Genomic DNA, 18179 nt, shown 5'->3' with positions numbered 1-18179 from the left:
ACGCACGCACACTGTGCACGTTTATCTCACCAATCCGGTGCGATCCGCTCGCTTCGGCTTGCTTCGTATAGCGAATCAGCGGGCGAGCAGATGACGGCCCGCTGTCGTGGATGTCAGCGTGGTGTCACGCAGCCGTCACCACCGCTTCCGTTCGCACGTGCGTCGCTTCATGCGCCGCGCGTCGATCGGCTCGGATCATGTCGCTCGCGCGCTCGGCGATCATCAGCGTCGGCGAATTCGTGTTGCCGGACGTGATGAACGGCATCACCGATGCATCGACGATCCGCAGCCCCGCGACGCCCCGCACGCGCAGCCGGCTGTCGACGACGGCCCGTTCGTCGTCCGCGCGCCCCATCCGGCACGTGCCGACCGGATGGAAGATCGTGGTGCCGATCGCGCCCGCCGCATCGATCAGTTCGGCTTCGGTCCGATACTGCGTGCCCGGCAGGATCTCCTCCGGACGATAGCGCGCGAGCGCCGGCGCGGATGCGATCCGGCGCGTGAGGCGCAGTGCGTTCGCGGCGACATGACGATCGTGGTCGGTCGACAGGTAGTTAGGCGCGATCGACGGCGCGACGCCCGCATCGGGGCTCGCGATGTGCACGCTGCCGCGCGAGCTCGGCCGCAGATGGCAGACGGACGCCGTAAACGCGTTGAACGCGTGCAGCGGCTCGCCGAAGCGTTCGAGCGACAGCGGCTGCACGTGATATTCGAGATCGGGGCGCGTGAGCGCGGGATCGTCCGGATCGGACTTCGCGAACGCGCCGAGCTGCGACGGCGCCATCGACATCGGCCCGCGCTGCAGCAGCGCATATTCGGCGCCGATCATCAGCTTGCCCCACCAGTGCGCGGACAGCGTGTTGAGCGTGCGCACGCCATCGACGCGAAACGCCATCCGCAATTGCAGATGATCTTGCAGGTTCTCGCCAACACCAGGCAGATCCTGCACGACGTCGATGCCGAGCGCCTGCAGCCGTGCGCCCGCGCCGATGCCGGACAGTTCGAGCAGCTGCGGCGAATTCACCGCGCCGGAAGTCAGCAGCACTTCGGCGCGCGCGTGCGCGACGTAGTCGGTGCCGCCGCCGCGATACTCGACGCCGACTGCGCGCCGCCCGTCGAAGATCACGCGCTGCGCGTGCGCGCCGGTGATGACGGTCAGGTTCGGGCGCGTCATCGCGGGCCGCAGGAACGCCTTCGACGTATTCCAGCGCACGCCGCGCTTCTGGTTCACTTCGAAATAGCCGACCCCGGTGTTGTCGCCGCGGTTGAAATCGTCGGTCGCGGGGATGCCCGTCTGCTGCGCGGCCTGCGCGAACGATTCGAGGATCTCCCAGCGCAGCCGCTGCTTCTCGACGCGCCAGTAGCCGCCCGCGCCGTGCGCATCGCTCGCGCCCGCGTGGTGGTCTTCGCTGCGCTTGAAGATCGGCAGCACGCTGTCCCACGACCAGCCGGCGTCGCCGGTTTCCTGCGCCCAGCTGTCGTAATCCTCGCGCTGGCCGCGCATGTAGATCATCCCGTTGATCGACGAGCAGCCGCCGAGCACGCGGCCGCGCGGATACGACAGCGCGCGGCCGTTGAGCGCCGCCTCGGGCTGCGTCTTGTACAGCCAGTCGGTGCGCGGATTGCCGATGCAGTACAGATAGCCGACCGGGATGTGGATCCAGTGATAGTCGTCCTTGCCGCCCGCCTCGAGCAGCAGCACGCGGATCTCGGGATCCTCGGTCAGGCGGTTCGCGAGCACGCAGCCCGCGGTGCCCGCGCCGACGATCACGTAATCGAATTCGCCCTCGAGCGTACGTTGAGTACTCACGACATGTCTCCTTGCGTCTTCTTCCTTGTTGTACGCCGTGCAGCACACTCGCGCACGTCGTTTTCAGCATGGTGCGCCGCGGGCGACGCGATCGATGAAGCGTACTCCGCCGCCCGGCCGTCGATCCAATGAGTTATGCTGAACTGCGTTATAAGCTGCGCTCATATCACGACGATGGATCTCACCCTGCTTCGCGCGTTCGCGACGGTCGCCCGCGAAGGCAACCTCACGCGCGCGGCCGCGCAACTGCACCTGACGCAGCCGGCCGTCAGCCTGCAGATCAAGCATCTGCAGGAAGCGCTCGGCATCACGCTGTTTACGCGCACGTCTCGCGGGCTCGCGCTCACGCGCGACGGCCAGACGCTGCTGCCGCACGCGGAGCGCGCGCTGGCCGCGGCCGCCGACGTGCAGCGCGCCGCGGCGGCGCTGCGCCATGAGGTGCGCGGCCGGCTGCGGATCGGCACGATCCTCGATCCGGGCTTCCTGCGGCTCGGCGGCTTTCTGCGCGCGCTGGTCGAAACCCATCCGCAGATCGAGACGGCGCTGCGGCACGGGATGTCGGGCTGGGTACTCGAGCAGGTGCGTGCGCAGGCGCTCGACGTCGGCTACTACATCGGCCGGCCGGGCGAGGACGATCCGCGCGACGAGATGCTGTTCCATACGGTCACGCTCACGCATTTCCAGTATCGCGTGCTGGCGCCGGCCGGCTGGAAGGAGCGTGTGCAGCGCGCGCACGACTGGCGCGCGCTCGCCGCGCTGCCGTGGATCTGGACGCCGCCCGCGTCCGCCCATCACCGGCTGCTGTCGCGGCGCTTCGCGGCGGCCGGCGCGCAGCCGGTCAAGGTTGCCGAGGTCGATCAGGAGCAGTCGATGCTCGACCTCGTCAAGTCCGGGATCGGCTTGACGCTCGCACGCGACTCGACCGCGCTGGCCGAAGCGCATGCGCATGCGCTGACGATCGTCGAACGCGTGACGGTGCCGACCGAACTGACGTTCGTGACGCTGGCCGAGCGGCGCGACGAACCGGCGATCGCGGCCGCGCTGCGGCTGATCGAAGCGCAGTGGGCGATATGAGGGCGGCTGATGTCGATGCGGCCGATCGTGCACCGGGCTTCCGAGCCTGATTCGCCGCCCGATTGCCGCCGCGCCCCATTCAACCCGCCCCGCGTCGTGTCGCCGCGTCCGGGGGGCTCGTCACGCCACCATCGCGGGCTTTTTGCTAGATTGTGCGTTCGCAAACCGCGAGATCCATGATTGAAGGAGACCCGCATGGCCCGCAACATCGAGATCAAAGCCCGCGCCCGTGAATTCGACCGGCTGCGCGAACAGGCGGCTACGCTCGCGACCGAAGCACCGCTTTTCTACCGGCAGCAGGATTTCTTCTACGACGTCCCGCGCGGCCGGCTGAAGCTGCGCCGCTTCGAGGACGGCACGCCGGCCGAACTGATCTTCTATCAGCGCGACGACCGCGACGGCCCGAAGGCGTCGTACTACACGCGCAGCCCGGTAACGAACCCGGACGCGATGCATTCGCTGCTCGCGACCGCGCTGACCACGCGCGGGATCGTGACGAAGGAACGGCACGTGTACCTGGTCGGCCGCACGCGGATTCACCTCGACCGCGTCGACGGCCTCGGCGATTTCATCGAACTGGAAGTGGTGCTCGGCCCCGACGACGACGAAGCCGGCGGCGAAGCCGAAGCGCATGACGTGTTCGCCAAGCTGGGCGTGGCGCAGGACGATCTCGTCGCGGTCGCGTACGTCGACCTGCTGAACGCCGACGCGCAATCCGAAGCGGCCTGATTGGGCCCTATCCGCGGCGGGATCCGGCACCCCGCCGGCGGCCTGGCCACCGCCTCACGCGGCGCCGGGCGCCAGATGCGCGAGCGGCAGCGCGCCGTTGCGCTTGAAGGTCGTCAGCACGATGTTCGAGCGCACGCTGTCGACGCCCGGCACGCGCATCAGCTTCTTCATGACGAACTGCGACAGCGCGTTGAGATCCGGCGCGACGATCCGCAGCAGATAGTCGGCATCGCCCACCACCGCATGGCATTCGAGCACCTCGGGCAGCACGTCGATCTGCTGCTGGAACTGCTCGATGATCGAATCGCCGTGGTGCTTGAGCTTCAGGCTCGTGAACGCGGTGACGCCGAGCCCGAGCTTTTCGGGGCGCAGCATCACGCGATAGCCTTCGATCACGCCGGCCGCCTCGAGCCGCTGCAGCCGCCGGCCGATCTGCGACGGCGACAGCGGCACCTCCTCGCCGAGCTGCTGGTGCGTCGCGCGGCCGAAGCGCTGCAGCACATCGAGAAGCGCGAGATCGAAGTGATCGAGTTCCAGCATGAGCATACTCCGCATTGATTCGTGTTTCGATGCGTGATTATCGCATCACCGAGCGAATTCACGCCATCATTGCGCCCATTCCGCATGTCGCCCGCTCTACACTTGCATGGTTCCCAACTACAGCGTGCAGAGCCTGATCATGTCCACCGTCGTCACCGCGAAACTGCAGGAGCAGTTCGACGCGGGCCTCGAAACCCGCGCCGATTTCACCATCGACCAGCCGCTCGAACGCTACGGCCAGGTCGACCACGCGGTGTGGCAGCAGCTCTATGCGCGCCAGTCGGCGCTGCTGCGCGGACGCGCATGCGATGCGTTCGTCACCGGCCTCGGGAAGATCGACTTGCCGGCCGACCGCGTGCCGTCGTTCGCCGACGTGAACCGCCAGTTGAAGCGGGCAACCGGCTGGGAGATCGTCGCGGTGCCGGGCCTCGTGCCCGATCGCGTATTCTTCGAGCACCTTGCGAACCGGCGGTTTCCGGTCACCTGGTGGATGCGCCGCCCGGACCAGCTCGACTACCTGCAGGAACCCGACTGTTTCCACGACCTGTTCGGCCACGTGCCGCTGCTGATCGAGCCGGTGTTCGCCGACTACATGCAGGCCTACGGCCGCACGGCGCTCGCGGTCGCCGACGACGAAGCGGCGCTCGCGCGGCTGGCGCGCCTCTACTGGTATACGGTGGAATTCGGGCTGATTCGCGACCCGAACGGCACGAACGGGCTGTCGATCTACGGCGCCGGGATCGTGTCGAGCAAGGGCGAGAGCCTGTACAGCCTCGAAAGCGCGGCGCCGAACCGGCTCGGCTTCGACCTGGAGCGCGTGATGCGCACGCAGTACCGGATCGACACGTTCCAGACGACCTACTTCGTGATCGACGATTTCGCGCAGCTGTTCGCGCTCGCCGACGTCGACGGCCGTGCGCTGGCCGACCGGCTGGCCGGGCTGCCGGAATTCCCGGCCGGCGCGGTGCTCGAGCATGATCTCGTGCTGCATCGCGGCACGGGCGAAGGCTGGCCGGACGGCGCGCGTGCGTAACGCGGCAGGCCACGCCGGCATGATTCGGGCTCCGGCGCCCGCCTCTCACCGGACGGCCGTCCCCCAATGCCCGCCTCCAGATGCCCGTCGCACAACTATGAAACAATGACCGGTACCGGCTTTGCCGCGTGGCCTTTGCCCGCGCGCGGGCGCCGCTGGTTACCGAACGAGGTGCAACATGATCCACAAGCTCACATCAGAAGAACGCAAGACCCGGCTCGAAGGCCTGCCGCACTGGACGGCCGTGCCGGGCCGCGACGCGATCCAGCGCAGCCTGCGCTTCGCCGATTTCAACGAGGCCTTCGGCTTCATGACGCGTATCGCGATCAAGGCGCAGGAAATGAATCACCATCCGGAATGGTTCAACGTGTACAACCGTGTCGACATCACGCTGTCGACCCACGACGCGCACGGCCTGACCGAGCGCGACATCTTGCTCGCGCAGTTCATCGACCACGTGTGTGCGCACACCCAGCCGGCCGCCTGAGACTTCCCTGCCGCCGCGCATCCTGCGACGCGCGGCGCGTCAACTTTTCATTTTGCTGAACGTTTTCTAGGATGTACTGAGCGAAAGCCTTCAGCTTTCCAAGCCATCCTTAAGGCGCACGTAAGTCTCGTACGCTTTCCGCGCCTTGGGGTCCAAACCTTCCAGTTGCAGCGCGGCTTCGCGCTGTACAATCAGCAGCGCATACGGCTTGGAGAGCGCGCTGGCCTCTTCGCAGAGTTTGAGTTCGTCGCCGCTCGACGGCGAGCGGGCGCGCCAGAAATTGATCGCGGCTTCGAGGTCGTGGATCGAGATATCGGACATGATTGGATGTAATCGTTCGCTGGCCGCCATGCTTGATGTCAGGCGATGCGGCGCCCCTGTGGAAACGGTGTCGTGCTGTCCGCGTGCCTGAACCGCCAACCCATTGTACTTGAGCGAACTTCATGCGACTCCTTCTGATCGAAGACGACCGCCCCATCGCACGCGGTATCCAGAGCAGCCTCGAGCAGGCTGGCTTCACCGTCGACATGGTGCATGACGGCATCTTTGCCGAACAGGCGCTGGCACAAAACCGCCACGAACTCGTGATCCTCGACCTCGGCCTGCCGGGCATCGACGGCATGACGCTGCTCACGCGTTTCCGCCAGACCAACCGCCACACGCCCGTCATCGTGCTGACCGCGCGCGACGAACTGAACGACCGGATCCAGGGCCTGAACTCCGGCGCCGACGACTACATGCTCAAGCCGTTCGAGCCGGCCGAGCTCGAAGCGCGCATCCGCGCGGTGATGCGTCGCAGCGGCCCGCACAGCGACATGCCGCGTCCGGAAGTGTCGCTCGGCGGCGTCCGCCTGTCGGGCGTCGATCGCCGCATCTTCAACGACGACAAGCCGCTCGAACTGTCGCCGCGCGAGTTCGCGGTGCTCGAAATGCTGCTGCTGCGCCACGGCCGCGTCGTCAGCAAGGCCCAGCTGCAGGATCACCTCACGCATTTCGGCGGCGATCTGGGCGACACCGCGATCGAAGTCTACGTGCACCGCGTGCGCAAGAAACTCGAGCAGTGCCGTGTCGAGATCGTCACGGTGCGCGGCTTCGGCTACCTGCTGCAGGAAATCCGCCAGACCGCGAGCGTCTGAGCGGCGCCGCATGCCGGCCGGCCAGGTGCCGCCGGCGCGCCGCCCTGCCCGCGTCGCCGTCCGGCGCACGACCGCGCCGCTCCCCGTGAGCGGCGCTTATCCATTTGCCCGTCGAAATGTCTTCTGATCCGGCTGTCACCACCAGCCTGCGCCGCTCGCTGCTCAGACGCCTCGCCGCGCCGCTGTCGATGCTCGCGCTGATGAGCGGCCTGATTGCCTACTGGCTCGCGTGGCAATACACGCAACACGTGATCGACCGCTCGCTCGCCGATCTCGCCACCGCCATCTCCAAACAGATCCAGATCGCCGGCCCCGACGCGCCGTTCACGGTGCCGCCGCTCGCGCAGGCGATGTTCTCCGATCCGGCCGAAGCGCTGATCTACCGGATCAGCGACGGCGAGGAGGAGCTCGCCGGCGATCCGAAGCTGCCGCTGCGCGGCATCAACGTGCGCCGCATGCATCACGCGTACGTATTCGAGGCCGAGTACGACAACCGCGCGGTGCGGGTCGCGCAGGTGCGCGTCGAGGAAGTCGACGGCGGCCGGCCGATGGTGGTCGAGGTCGCGCAGCCGGTGCGGCACCGCTACCGGATCGCCGCCGAATTCCTCGTCGCGATCATGATGCCGCTGCTGCTGTTGCTGCTGGCGGGCTGGGGCATCGTGTGGCGCGTCGTGAACCAGCAGCTCGGCCCGCTCACGCATCTCGCCGATTCGCTGAACCGGCAGACCCACACGTCGCTGGAGCCGGTCGACGAAACCGACGTGCCGCTCGAAATCCGGCCGCTGACGAGCGCGATGAACGCGCTGCTCGGCCGCCTGAAGACCGCGCTCGACGCGCAGCGCAAGTTCATCGCCGATGCCGCGCACCAGTTGCGCACGCCGCTCACCGCCGTGAAGCTGCATGCCGAGCAGGCCGCCGTCGCGCGCGACCCGCAGCAGACCTACGCCGCGGTGCGCGAGCTGCGCGCGGCCGCCGACCGCGCGGTGCGGCTGTCGAACCAGTTGCTGTCGCTCGCGCGCGCGGAGCCGGGCGAGCAGGCCGCACGTTTCGTCGACGTCGACCTGGCCGCGATGGCATTCGAGACGGGTGCCGAGTGGGTGCCGCGCGCGCTCGCGTCGCATGTCGATCTCGGCTTCCAGCGCAGCGACGATCCCGGCGAAGACGAAACGCTGAACGTGCGCGGCAACCCCGTGCTGCTGCGCGAGGTGATCGCGAACCTGCTCGACAATGCGCTGAAATACGTGCCGCTCGCACGGCCTAACGGCGCGCGGATCACGGTGAACGTCGCGCGCGGCGCGCTCGAGAGTGGCCAGCCGGCCGCCGAGATCGTCGTCGAGGACAACGGCCCGGGCGTGCCGGCCAGTCAGCAGGCCGACCTGTTCAAGCGCTTTTTCCGCGGCGATGCGCAAAGCGGCAACGGCGTCGAGACGGGCGCGGGGCTCGGGCTCGCGATCGTCCACGACATCATCGCGATGCACGGCGGCACGGTGTCGTACGAGGATGCATCGGAAGGCGGTTCACGCTTCGTGGTGCGCGTGCCGCTCGCCAAGCGTACCGAGAAGCCGGCGAGCGAAACGCCGGCCGCCGCGCCGACGCACTGAGTCGCGCGGTGCGCGCATCGGGTAGTGAGAAGAACGGCCACGCGGCGGCCGTCCGATGAAGCCGCCGCGCGCGATGCGCGGCCGCCCCGGTCACTTCTTCTTTTTCTTGTCCTTCGCGGCGGACTCGGACTTGCCGTCCTTGTCCTTCTTGTCTTTCTTCTTCCTCTTCTTGCCGTCGTCGTCCGGTGTGGCGAGCAGCGTGCCGCGGCATGCGTCCGCGCCGCAATGGCACGCGTACTCGCGCTTGAGCTTCTTCGTCAGCTTCTCGTCGATCACGAGGCCATAGTCGTAGAACAGCTCTTCTTCCGGCTCGATGTCGCGCAGCGCGTGGATGAACACGCGACCCTTCGTCTCCTCGGCCTCGCAGTTCGGCGCGCACGAATGGTTGATCCAGCGCGCGCTGTTGCCGTCGATCTTGCCGTCGATCACTCCGCCTTCTTCCAGTGCGAAGTAGAACGTATGGTTGGGCTCGCTCGGGTCGTGCGGATGCCGACGCAGCGCTTCCTTCCATGAAATCCGCTCGCCCTTGTATTCCACTACGCGCTCGCCGGCCTTGATCGGCGCCACCGCGAACACGCCCTTGCCGTGTACTCCCGAGCGGCGCACCGCGATCCTGCGTGAACTCATCGAACGAATCCTTGTGAAGACGAATTGAATGGAAGACGGCCGCGCTCACGGCCCAGCGTCGCGCAAAACGAAAACGCGGCACCGGTGGGTGCCGCGTCGGGCCATGCGGCGAATCATCCGCATCCTACACGTTCAAGATTGCTTCGTTCAACATCGTGCGCAATATCACGCGCATGACGCTCAACGCTGGCCGAATGCGATGTCGCCGAACAACGCCTTGTGCTCGCGCGGCTGCGAACGCCAGTACTGCGGCGGCGCCGACACCTGCGCGCCGAGCTCGGCGGCCGCATGCCACGGCCAGCGCGGGTCGTACAGCATCGCACGCGCCATCGCGACCAGATCGGCGTCGCCCGCCTCGATCAGCCGGTTCGCATGCGCGGGATCGTTGATGAGGCCGACCGCGATCGTCGGCATCCCGACCGCGCGCTTCACGGCCTGCGCGAACGGCACCTGGTAGCCGGGAGACAGCGGAATCTTCTGCAGCGGCGACACGCCGCCGGACGACACGTCGATCCAGTCGCAGCCGCGCTGCTTCAGTTCGTGCGCGAACGCGATCGTGTCGTCGAGTTCCCAGCCGCCCTCGACCCAGTCGGTCGCCGACACGCGCACGCCGACCGGCCGGTCCTCCGGAAACGCCGCGCGCACGATCTCGAAGATCTCGAGCGGAAAGCGCATCCGGTTCTCGCGCGAGCCGCCGTATTCGTCGGTACGCTGGTTCGAGATCGGCGACAGGAACTGGTGCAGCAGGTAGCCGTGCGCGGCATGCACTTCGATCGCGTCGATGCCGAGGCGCGCGGCACGCTTCGCGGCGGCCGCGAACGCGTCGCGGATCCGGTTCAGGCCGGCCGCGTCGAGTGCGAGCGGCGGCGTCTCGCCGTCCTTGTGCGGCAGCGCCGACGGCGCGTGCGGCAACCAGCCGCCATCGGCGACGGACACGAGCTGACCACCGTTCCACGGCACGTCGCTCGACGCCTTGCGTCCTGCATGCGACAACTGCATCGCGACGCGGACCGACGAATGCTTGCGGATCGACGCCAGCACGGGCTTGAGCGCCGCTTCGGTCACGTCGTCCCACAGCCCGAGGTCGCCGGCCGTGATGCGCCCGTCGGGTTCGACGGCGGTCGCTTCGATGCAAAGCAGGCCCGCGCCGGACAGCGCGAGATGGCCGAGATGGATCATGTGCCAGTCGGTCGCCTCGCCGCGCTCGGCGGAGTACTGGCACATCGGGGAGATCACGATCCGGTTCGGAAGGGTCACGCCGCGCAGCGTGAACGGAGAAAACAGCGCAGTCATGGGTGCCGCTCGCCAGGAAAGAGAAAGAGCTGACGAGCGTAGCACGCAGGCTGGAAGCCTGCTGGCGGCCGGTTCGGCAGTAAGCCGATGGTCAGGGACAGCCGGCGTGAAGCTGGCGGCAATGGCGACGGTGAGGCAATGCGCGCGCGATGCCGCGGTGCGCCGGCCGGTTTTGCCGGCGGGCCGCTCACGCGCGGTGCCGCACGCTCGGCTTCAAAGCCCGACGCTGTCGAGCCACTCCGCGAACATGCGTCGCGCGGCCGCCTCCAGCGCGGGACCGTGCTGCACGGTGTCGGCGCGCAGCTGCCGCGCGTCGATGCCCGGCGTCGACGCGATTTCGCCGGCGTTACCGATCAGCCAGGGTTCGAAGCGGTCGGCGCGGACTTCAGGATGGCATTGCAGCGCCAGCACGTGCTGCCCCCACGCGAAGGCCTGGTGGCGGCATGCCGGTGTGGACGCGAGATGGATCGCGCCGCCCGGCAGGTCGAACGTATCGCCGTGCCAGTGCAGCATCGACGTTGCCGCGCCGTCGAGATGGCGCATCGGCGACGCACGACCCGCGTCGGTGAGCGTCAGCGGCGCCCAGCCGAGTTCCTTCTGCGCCGCCGGATAGACGCGCGCACCGAGCGCACGGGCGATGAACTGCGCACCGAGGCAGATGCCGAGGATCGGCAGTCCCGCGTCGATGCGCTGGCGCACCAGCGCGGCGAGCGGCGGGATCGACGGATACTGCGCATCGTCGTACACGCTGAGCGGGCCGCCGAGCATCACGAGCAGCGACGGCTGCAGCGCGTCGAGCACCTCGACGCGCGACGATCCGACGTCGACATAGCGCACGCGCCGCCCGCGCTCGCCGAGCACCTGCTCGAAGCTGCCGAGGTCCTCGAAATGCACGTGGCGAATCGCCACCACTTCAGCGTTCATCATCGGCCTCCCGGTCGATCGACGGACGTCAGCCGGCGAATACCTTCCAGGTCTTCTTTTGCGTGGCCGCGTCGGCTTCTTCGTGCACCGAACAGTCGAGACGCAGATCGCTGTCGGTCATCGACAGGTCGAGCGCCGCGCAGTGATGCACGGTCTTCTTCGACGGCTTGCCCGGCTGCAAATGCGTGCACGTCAGGCACATGCGCTGCGGCGGCGTCGCGCCGGCCACCTGCAGTTCGCGCAGCGTCTTCAGCAGCGCGCGGTACAGCGCGCCCTGCTCGTCCGCGCCGAGCTTGCCGACTGCTTTCGTCAGGAATTCCGGCCATTGCAGCGCCTTCTTGGCCGCGGTACGGCCGCGGGCCGACAGGCGCACGGCGAGCGCGCGGCCATCGTCCAGTGCGCGACGCTTCTCGACGAGCCCCTTCGTTTCGAGCGTGCTGACCGCATCGCTGGTGGTCGCCGCGGTGAGCTGCGTCTCGCGTGCGATCTCGCCGAGCCGCATGGGGCCCTTGCGTTGCAGCAGCAGCACGAGGATCTCGCCCTGCGTCGGCGTGAGACCCGCGCCTTCCGCCCAATCCCATGCCTGGCTTCGCATGGCCGTACTCAATCGCAGCAAGCTGTGGGTCACACGTCCCGAAGCCTGATTCCCGTAAACGCCTTCGCTCATAGTCTTTTCGCTTTGCCGCCGCCCGGATTGCCGAGCAGCCGTAGTGTGGAGATCGAATGTCTATCTCAAAACAGACGCTCATCGAGGAGCGTCGACACGGCCGTCGCGAGGCACACGCGGCGGTCGCGTTCGCGGCGACCGGTGAGACACACGTCGTTCCGGTGTCCGCAAAGCCGACATTCTAAGCGAGAGCGGAAAATCGCACAGCTAAGTTATCCCCTTCATTCTGTGGAAAATCACTGGATAACCGGACTTTTTCGTTGTGCCGGCAATCTCTGCCGGCCCTACGGCGCCACGCGCAAACATTTTCCTGTTCGGATCGGCCACCATGCCGAGGGCACCGATCCACCGGGTTATCCATCCCGCAGAGCGTTGACTTTGAAGCGGAATATTGAGTTATCCACAGATTTTCAGGACGACTGGCGACGTGCCGCGCGCGAATCGGCACCGAACGGCGTTCAGTGAATCGCCGCGCGGTCGAGCCCGTAATCTGCAAAACATTTTTTCATTCGCGCCAGCGCAGGCACTGCTGGCGAACCGTCTCGTTCAGCGATTTTTCCTGCTTGAAAACGGTTCTCAACCACGATGCGTCATTCACGCGCGCCTTCGCGAGCGCGCCGATCTCGTCGAGCGCCGCGCGCGAGCCGAGCGCGGCCGCATGCGGCGCGATCCGGTCAAGCGTGTCGAGGATGTCTTCCGCGATCGTGCGGCGCTCACCTGTCTGAGGATTGACGCAGGTGCCCTCGAGCCCGAAGCGGCACGCTTCGAAACGGTTGAACGTGTAGACGAGATAGTCGTCCTCCGAGAGCTTCAGCGGCCGGTCGGTCAGCAGGTAGCGCGCGAGCGTCTGGATGTAGCACGCGATCGCGGCCGCGCGATCGACCGACAGCGGCGTGTCCATCACGCGCACCTCGATCGTCCCGTAGCCGGGCTTCGGCCGGATGTCCCAGTAGAAGTCCTTCATCGAGTTGACGACGCCCGTGTTGACCATCTTCGTGAAGTACTCCTCGAAGCTGTCCCAGGTCAGCACGAACGGCGCGCGGCCCGACAGCGGGAACGCGAACACCGAATTCAGGCGTGCCGAATGGAAGCCGGTGTCGACGTTCTGCACGAACGGCGACGACGCGGACAGCGCGATGAAGTGCGGAATGAAGCGCGACATCGAGTGCAGCAGGAACAGCGCGCTGTCCGGATCGGGACAGCCGATGTGCACGTGCTGGCCGAACACGGTGAACTGCTTCGCGAGATAGCCGTACAGCTCGGAGATGTACTGGAAACGCGGCGCGTCGTAGATCTGCCGGTCGCTCCACTGCTGGAACGCGTGCGTGCCGCCGCCGCACAGCCCGACGTTGAGCTGGTCGGCCGCCTTTACGAGCACGTCGCGGATCGCATGGAGCTCGGACACTGCCTGCTCGTGCGAGTGGCAGATGCCGGTCGACAGCTCGATCATGCTCTCGGTGATTTCCGGCGTGATGTTGCCGGGGAAGGTCTCGCCCTGGATCAGGCGCATCAGGTCGGATGCAGCCTTGGTCAGGTCGTAGTTGTGCGTGTTGACGACCTGGATCTCCAGTTCGACGCCGAACGTGAACGGTTCGGAATTGACGAAGGTTTCGAGTGCCATGGCAGGTTCCGGAATCAGTTTCTGTCGCTGCGTTCGCTGACCGCCGACAGGCAGCGGTAGACGACGAACGGGCTGACGAGCTGCAGGACCACGATCGTGCACATCACGATCGCGCGCAGATGCGGGTCAAAATTAGGATAGAGCTGGTAGGTGTCGTCGACGAGCAGGTACGACAGCGCGGACATCGGTGTCAGCGCGATGCCGAGCGCGACGCCCTGCTTCATCCCGAGCCCGCTCGGCTTCGCGAACACGACGACGCCGGCCAGCTTGGCGACCAGCCGCGTGACGATCAGCACGATCGCGAGCAGCCCGCCGATCGCGATGTCGCCCCACGTGAACGACGTGAGCGTCAGCACGAACAGGATCACCGTCAGCAGCCAGCCGGCCGTGCCGAAATGCTCGGGCCACAGCTGCGGACGCGCTTCGAGGTTCTTCACGATGATGCCCGCGAGCAGCAGCGTGAGCAGCGTCGACAGCTTCAACGCCTGCGCGACCGCGATCGCGAGCATCACGAGGCCGAACAGCGCGACGAACGAATGCTCGTCGCGCATCGTCGAGGTCATGTGGCGGAACAGGTAATTGCATGCGCGCGCAACCAGATACGCGACGATGAACGAACCGGCGATCAGGTAGACGGGTTGCAGCACCGTCGCGAAAACGTTCCCGTACGCTTCCTGGTGCAGCCAGCTCGTCACGAGCTTGGTCAGCACGATCGCGTAGACGCTGTTCAGCGCGGTCAGCGTGATGAGGCGCTGCGACACCTGCCCTTCCGCGCGCAGTTCGGTCTTCAGCTGGATCACCATCGACGGCGACGTCGCGATCGCAATCGCCGACAGCACGAGCGCGACCATGCCCGACACGCCGAGCGCGAGCATCACGAACAGCACGAGCACGAACGTCAGTGTCGCCTCCGCGAGGCTCGATGCGATGAGCCACGGATTGCGGCGGATCCATTTCAGGTCGAGACGGCTGCCGAGCTCGAACAGCAGCAGCCCGAGCGCGACGTTGATCAGCAGCCGCGAGGTTTCGTCGGTGCTCGCGTCGATCACGCCGAATCCGAACGATCCGGCGATGAGACCGATCACCGCATAACCGGTGATGCGCGGCAGCCGCCATGCGCGATAGCACAGCTCGCCGCACAGGCCGGCCGCAAACAGCGCAAGCCCGGCCCAGAACACGGCATCCGGCGCGAGTGGCCAGTTGGGCAGGAATGAGAACGCCGACTTCATCGTGGTGACTTCTCCTTTGGAAGCAACCGCCAGCGACGCGGGGTCAAGCGTCGGAAATGAGATGCGCGCCGGCTGGGTGTCGCCCCGAATGTGATTGTTGTGGTCGACGACGGCAGGACATGGGATCCGCCTCTTCCGCCATCAGGCGGAACTGTCGTTCAGGCTGCCGATCTGGATTGTCGGCCTGGTGTGTGAACGGACTGCGCGGTCTCGAAGACTCAGATTCGAAATCGTGCCGACCGTTCCGTTGAAGCATGTCCGGCGCCAGGGCCGAACGAACGCGAAGGAAACCGATTGTGCCACAGCTTTTTCGCTCCGGAACCGATCGAATCGACTCGCGGCGCTGTGAGGCACCGCAGGTCTTTGGTTTCAAAGGTTTACTTGTATGTATACATAGTAGAAGTTAACAAGGCGCCCACAGTTCTGTGGATAACTTCGGTTTACGCAACAAGATCAAGGAGTTGGCGCCGCCACAACCCGTTGCACAGGCTGTTCGCTCACAGACGTTTGAGTGGGGCAACTTTCGGGCCGTTTCACAGCTGTGCCGAGTTGCCCAGTTTACGTCCACTGTGATTACACACGAACTGCGCGCGGATTCCTCGCAGTTATCCACAGCATCGCGTGGATAACTTTGCGCAGGAAAATCGAAGCACTGTGAGGATCCGGCTGACGAGATCAGCCGATCTGGCGGCCGCGCAGCGCGCGGATCAGGAATCGGGCCGGGTCGACGGCGTCGACGAGTTCGCGCTCGAGCGGCAGCGGCTCGCCTTCGAGTTGCGACGCGATCAGCTCGGCGCCGAGCGCCGCCCAGACGAGCCCGCGGGAGCCGTAGCCGAAGGCGCCGTAGAGGCCCGCGGTGCGCGGCAGGTCGCGCGCTTTCGCGCCGCTCAGCGCGCGGGCGTTCGCGACGGCCTGCGCTTCGTCGGCGAGCGGGCCGATCACCGGTACGCGGTCGGCGACGACCCAGCGAAACGCGACGCGCCCGCGCAGCGTATCGACGTCCGGCAGCTCGCCGATCAGGCCGGGCAGCAGATGCCGGACGCGCGCGAGGTTTTCGATATGTCCGACGGTGCGCATCGTCCGATCGACGTCGTCGGGTTCGAACGTCGCGCCAATCAGCAGCGTGCCGTCGTCGAGCGGCACCGCATAGCCGTCGCCGATCGTGGGGCACGGCAGCGGCGCCGTGCTGCCGGGCGGCAGCAGCGTGAGCTGGCCGCGCACCGGTTGCAGCGCAACGTGCCGCAGGCCCGCGAGACGCACCGCGTCGCCCGCGTTCGCGAGCACGACGACCGGCGCTTCGGCGAGCGTCGCGCCTGCCGCATCGACGGCGCGCCATATGTCGCGATCGCGCTCGAGCCGGGCGACTTCGGTGCCGGCCAGCAGTGTTACGCGTTCGCCGGCCGCCGCGATTTGTGCCGCGCACACCCCGGCCGGCCAGACGGCGCCGCCGTGCGGAAACAGCAGGCCGCCGTGTGCGACCGGCAGGTTCAGATGCGCGCGGGCGGCGTCCGTATCGAGCAGCGACACATAGTCGGAAGGTGCGCCGAGCGCATCGAACGCATCGCGCATCCGCGCGAAATCGTCGGCCGATTCCGCGAGATGGATCATCCCGCGCGTGCTGCGCGCGAACGCATGGCCCGCATCCTCGAGCGCGCGCCAGCGTGCGAGCGCATGCAGGAAGCCGCTGCGCGTGAGGCGGCTCGCGACGTTGTCGTCGCGCGTCATCAGCGGATGGAATACACCGGCCGGATTGCCCGATGCCTCGCTCGCGATTCGTTCGTGCCGCTCGATCAGCGTGATGTTCCAGCCGCGCGCGGCGAGCCGTTCGACGACCGCGCAGCCTGCCAGGCCCGCACCGATCACGATCGCTTCGCGCGCGGCAACCGGCAATGCGCGCGGCGGTTCGTGTCGACGCATCCGCCAGCGCGGTGCGTATTCGCCGACGCGCAACGCGGGCTCGCCTGCGCAATCCTCGACGTCGCGACTCGTGAAACCCGTTTGCTCGAGCGCATGTTTCACGGTGTCGTCGTGCGAATGCGTCGCATAGGTCGCACCGTCGGCGGCGATGCGTGCGAGCGCGCGGATCACGTCGGCCGACAGCACATCGCCGTGCGCGGCCGACGCGACATTGCCGAGATAGAACGCATCGGCGCGCGCGACGAGCCGTTGCAGCATGTCACGCGCATCGCCGAATGCGAGCGTGAGCACCACGCGCCCCGCGTCGAATTCGAGCCGGTGCAGGCCGGGCACATGCATCGGCCACGCGTCGATCAAAGCGTCGGCGTTTTCCGAGATGGTTGTGTCCGCAACCAGATGAGAAACGGCGCGGCGCAGGTCCTCGCGCGTGAACGGATGCGCTTCGATCGCGACGAAATGCAGCCGCTCGCAGCGTGCGGGGTCGTCGCGCCATGCGGCCCACGTCGCGAGAAAACGGCCGCCCGTGCCGAATCCGGTCTCGACGATCGTGAACGTGCGGCGGCCCTGCCAGCGGGCCAGCAGGCCGGTGCCGGCGAGCATCCGGTTCGCGTGCGCGCGAGCGCGCGACGCGTCGCGAGGGAGCTCGCCGTATTCGGGCGAGACGAGAATGCCGTCGTCGCGGCGGGCGAGCGTGGCGGGAACGAGTCGGTCGGGCATGCGAAACAAAAAACGTGGCAGCCAAGCCTGGCAAGGGTTTGCGCGGAAGCGTCCGGCGCGCCGTTGGCAAAATCCAACGGCGTTGCGTGCGGGCGGACGCGGCTGCGTATCCTGTCCGGTTGGCGCAGGTCAAAAAACGGGCAATCGACGATTCATTCGGCGAAATACCGATGAAAATCTTTGAAACCCTTGTCGTTATTGGGTTTGCGCTGCGCTATCATAGCAACGCCGTACCGCGGGGTGGCCGCCGGCCAAGCCGGACGGCACGTCGCGCGGGCCAGGATTCGGCGCTGTGTCGTCGGAGTCTGACTCTCGATGGCACGGTTCGCGCACGTATAATCGGCGCGTTCGCGCTGTTCGTGTCAAACCTAACCTGAAAAAGGAACCTTAATGAACAAACAGGAACTGATCGACGCCGTCGCCGCCCAAACGGGCGCCAGCAAGGCTCAAACCGGCGAAACGCTGGACACGCTGCTCGAAGTCATCAAGAAGGCCGTGTCGAAGGGTGATGCGGTTCAGCTGATCGGCTTCGGCAGCTTCGGTTCGGGCAAGCGCGCAGCACGTACGGGCCGCAACCCGAAGACGGGCGAAACCATCAAGATCCCGGCAGCCAAGACGGTCAAGTTCACGGCTGGCAAGGCGTTCAAGGACGCCGTCAACAAGCGTTGATTCAGCGCCTGTGCCTGGAAAAAAACCCGCCTTTTGGCGGGTTTTTTGTTGGGCGCGCGCGGCATTTTCGCCACAGTCCGCACACCTCTTGCAAGATTTAACGGT

17 protein-coding genes are annotated in these 18179 nt (G+C 66.7%); 7 read left to right on the top strand and 10 right to left on the bottom strand.

Features of this window, described 5'->3' with window-relative positions; genetic code table 11:
* Window positions 1-124: 124 nt before the first annotated feature.
* Window positions 125-1810 carry a GMC family oxidoreductase gene (locus BAMB_RS00365; protein ID WP_011655600.1) on the bottom strand — a complete coding sequence of 562 codons (1686 nt, stop codon included), beginning with the start codon at window positions 1808-1810 and terminating at the stop codon, window positions 125-127.
* Between the two features lie 174 nt (window positions 1811-1984).
* On the opposite strand from BAMB_RS00365, the gene BAMB_RS00360 reads away from it, so the two are divergent.
* Together BAMB_RS00360 and BAMB_RS00355 are read left to right on the top strand one after the other, a co-directional pair.
* Complete coding sequence (locus BAMB_RS00360) at window positions 1985-2884, top strand: LysR family transcriptional regulator (protein WP_041491057.1); 900 nt, start codon at window positions 1985-1987, stop codon at window positions 2882-2884.
* Window positions 2885-3079: 195 nt separating this feature from the next.
* Window positions 3080-3613 (top strand): class IV adenylate cyclase, encoded by a 534-nt coding sequence (locus BAMB_RS00355; RefSeq protein ID WP_006751335.1) that lies wholly within the window; start codon window positions 3080-3082, stop codon window positions 3611-3613.
* Window positions 3614-3667: 54 nt separating this feature from the next.
* Here the strand turns inward: BAMB_RS00355 and BAMB_RS00350 are convergent, their stop codons facing one another.
* A complete protein-coding gene (locus tag BAMB_RS00350; RefSeq protein WP_006408082.1) occupies window positions 3668-4153 on the bottom strand; it encodes an Lrp/AsnC family transcriptional regulator in 486 nt (161 codons plus the stop codon).
* A gap of 106 nt (window positions 4154-4259) precedes the next feature.
* Here BAMB_RS00350 and phhA point away from each other — a divergent pair, with 106 nt between their 5' ends.
* Both phhA and BAMB_RS00340 read left to right on the top strand, forming a co-directional pair.
* Window positions 4260-5186, top strand: a complete 927-nt coding sequence (gene phhA, locus BAMB_RS00345; protein WP_011655598.1) for a phenylalanine 4-monooxygenase — start codon at window positions 4260-4262, stop codon at window positions 5184-5186.
* 178 nt (window positions 5187-5364) lie between these two features.
* Window positions 5365-5673 (top strand): 4a-hydroxytetrahydrobiopterin dehydratase, encoded by a 309-nt coding sequence (locus tag BAMB_RS00340; protein ID WP_011655597.1) that lies wholly within the window; start codon window positions 5365-5367, stop codon window positions 5671-5673.
* 90 nt (window positions 5674-5763) lie between these two features.
* Here the strand turns inward: BAMB_RS00340 and BAMB_RS00335 are convergent, their stop codons facing one another.
* The gene (locus tag BAMB_RS00335; RefSeq protein WP_041491056.1) at window positions 5764-5994 is read right to left on the bottom strand and encodes a DUF3717 domain-containing protein; all 231 of its coding nucleotides are present in this window, start codon (window positions 5992-5994) and stop codon (window positions 5764-5766) included.
* 122 nt (window positions 5995-6116) lie between these two features.
* Between BAMB_RS00335 and BAMB_RS00330 the strand changes: the two genes are divergently transcribed.
* Entirely contained in the window at window positions 6117-6809 is a 693-nt protein-coding gene (locus BAMB_RS00330; protein WP_006401494.1) for a response regulator, read from the top strand.
* A gap of 116 nt (window positions 6810-6925) precedes the next feature.
* The gene (locus tag BAMB_RS00325) at window positions 6926-8410 is read left to right on the top strand and encodes a sensor histidine kinase (protein ID WP_011655595.1); all 1485 of its coding nucleotides are present in this window, start codon (window positions 6926-6928) and stop codon (window positions 8408-8410) included.
* Window positions 8411-8500: 90 nt separating this feature from the next.
* On the opposite strand, the gene BAMB_RS00320 is transcribed toward BAMB_RS00325, so the two are convergent.
* From BAMB_RS00320 to mnmC, 7 genes are all read right to left on the bottom strand, one after another.
* Window positions 8501-9037, bottom strand: coding sequence for an SET domain-containing protein (locus BAMB_RS00320; RefSeq protein ID WP_011655594.1), 537 nt, complete (start codon window positions 9035-9037; stop codon window positions 8501-8503).
* A gap of 180 nt (window positions 9038-9217) precedes the next feature.
* Window positions 9218-10330: an NADH:flavin oxidoreductase/NADH oxidase gene (locus tag BAMB_RS00315; protein WP_011655593.1), complete on the bottom strand. Its 1113-nt coding sequence runs from the start codon at window positions 10328-10330 to the stop codon at window positions 9218-9220.
* 213 nt (window positions 10331-10543) lie between these two features.
* Window positions 10544-11254, bottom strand: coding sequence for a glutamine amidotransferase (locus tag BAMB_RS00310; RefSeq protein WP_011655592.1), 711 nt, complete (start codon window positions 11252-11254; stop codon window positions 10544-10546).
* A 28-nt stretch (window positions 11255-11282) separates the two neighbouring features.
* Window positions 11283-11921, bottom strand: a complete 639-nt coding sequence (locus tag BAMB_RS00305; protein WP_011655591.1) for a MarR family winged helix-turn-helix transcriptional regulator — start codon at window positions 11919-11921, stop codon at window positions 11283-11285.
* A gap of 505 nt (window positions 11922-12426) precedes the next feature.
* Window positions 12427-13542 (bottom strand): YbdK family carboxylate-amine ligase, encoded by a 1116-nt coding sequence (locus BAMB_RS00300; RefSeq protein ID WP_006751345.1) that lies wholly within the window; start codon window positions 13540-13542, stop codon window positions 12427-12429.
* A gap of 14 nt (window positions 13543-13556) precedes the next feature.
* Window positions 13557-14771 carry a cation:proton antiporter gene (locus BAMB_RS00295; protein WP_011655590.1) on the bottom strand — a complete coding sequence of 405 codons (1215 nt, stop codon included), beginning with the start codon at window positions 14769-14771 and terminating at the stop codon, window positions 13557-13559.
* 675 nt (window positions 14772-15446) lie between these two features.
* Entirely contained in the window at window positions 15447-17405 is a 1959-nt protein-coding gene (mnmC, locus tag BAMB_RS00290) for a bifunctional tRNA (5-methylaminomethyl-2-thiouridine)(34)-methyltransferase MnmC2/FAD-dependent 5-carboxymethylaminomethyl-2-thiouridine(34) oxidoreductase MnmC1 (protein WP_011655589.1), read from the bottom strand.
* A 390-nt stretch (window positions 17406-17795) separates the two neighbouring features.
* Here mnmC and BAMB_RS00285 point away from each other — a divergent pair, with 390 nt between their 5' ends.
* Window positions 17796-18074: an HU family DNA-binding protein gene (locus tag BAMB_RS00285; RefSeq protein ID WP_006401505.1), complete on the top strand. Its 279-nt coding sequence runs from the start codon at window positions 17796-17798 to the stop codon at window positions 18072-18074.
* Window positions 18075-18179: the final 105 nt, after the last annotated feature.

Origin of the sequence: Burkholderia ambifaria AMMD, assembly GCF_000203915.1 — a bacterium.
In the GTDB taxonomy this organism is placed as follows: Bacteria; Pseudomonadota; Gammaproteobacteria; order Burkholderiales; family Burkholderiaceae; genus Burkholderia; species Burkholderia ambifaria.
This window is presented reverse-complemented; position numbering and strand designations above follow the sequence as displayed.

Bases quoted from the DNA above. Each gene is read 5' to 3' on its own strand.
- BAMB_RS00360 (WP_041491057.1), top strand. From the start codon at position 1,985: ATGGATCTCACCCTGCTTCGCGCGTTCGCGACGGTCGCCCGCGAAGGC.
- BAMB_RS00355 (WP_006751335.1), top strand. From the start codon at position 3,080: ATGGCCCGCAACATCGAGATCAAAGCCCGCGCCCGTGAATTCGACCGG.
- BAMB_RS00350 (WP_006408082.1), bottom strand. From the start codon at position 4,153: ATGCTGGAACTCGATCACTTCGATCTCGCGCTTCTCGATGTGCTGCAG.
- phhA (WP_011655598.1), top strand. From the start codon at position 4,260: ATGGTTCCCAACTACAGCGTGCAGAGCCTGATCATGTCCACCGTCGTC.
- BAMB_RS00340 (WP_011655597.1), top strand. From the start codon at position 5,365: ATGATCCACAAGCTCACATCAGAAGAACGCAAGACCCGGCTCGAAGGC.
- BAMB_RS00335 (WP_041491056.1), bottom strand. From the start codon at position 5,994: ATGTCCGATATCTCGATCCACGACCTCGAAGCCGCGATCAATTTCTGG.
- BAMB_RS00330 (WP_006401494.1), top strand. From the start codon at position 6,117: ATGCGACTCCTTCTGATCGAAGACGACCGCCCCATCGCACGCGGTATC.
- BAMB_RS00325 (WP_011655595.1), top strand. From the start codon at position 6,926: ATGTCTTCTGATCCGGCTGTCACCACCAGCCTGCGCCGCTCGCTGCTC.
- BAMB_RS00320 (WP_011655594.1), bottom strand. From the start codon at position 9,037: ATGAGTTCACGCAGGATCGCGGTGCGCCGCTCGGGAGTACACGGCAAG.
- BAMB_RS00315 (WP_011655593.1), bottom strand. From the start codon at position 10,330: ATGACTGCGCTGTTTTCTCCGTTCACGCTGCGCGGCGTGACCCTTCCG.
- BAMB_RS00310 (WP_011655592.1), bottom strand. From the start codon at position 11,254: ATGAACGCTGAAGTGGTGGCGATTCGCCACGTGCATTTCGAGGACCTC.
- BAMB_RS00305 (WP_011655591.1), bottom strand. From the start codon at position 11,921: ATGAGCGAAGGCGTTTACGGGAATCAGGCTTCGGGACGTGTGACCCAC.
- BAMB_RS00300 (WP_006751345.1), bottom strand. From the start codon at position 13,542: ATGGCACTCGAAACCTTCGTCAATTCCGAACCGTTCACGTTCGGCGTC.
- BAMB_RS00295 (WP_011655590.1), bottom strand. From the start codon at position 14,771: ATGAAGTCGGCGTTCTCATTCCTGCCCAACTGGCCACTCGCGCCGGAT.
- mnmC (WP_011655589.1), bottom strand. From the start codon at position 17,405: ATGCCCGACCGACTCGTTCCCGCCACGCTCGCCCGCCGCGACGACGGC.
- BAMB_RS00285 (WP_006401505.1), top strand. From the start codon at position 17,796: ATGAACAAACAGGAACTGATCGACGCCGTCGCCGCCCAAACGGGCGCC.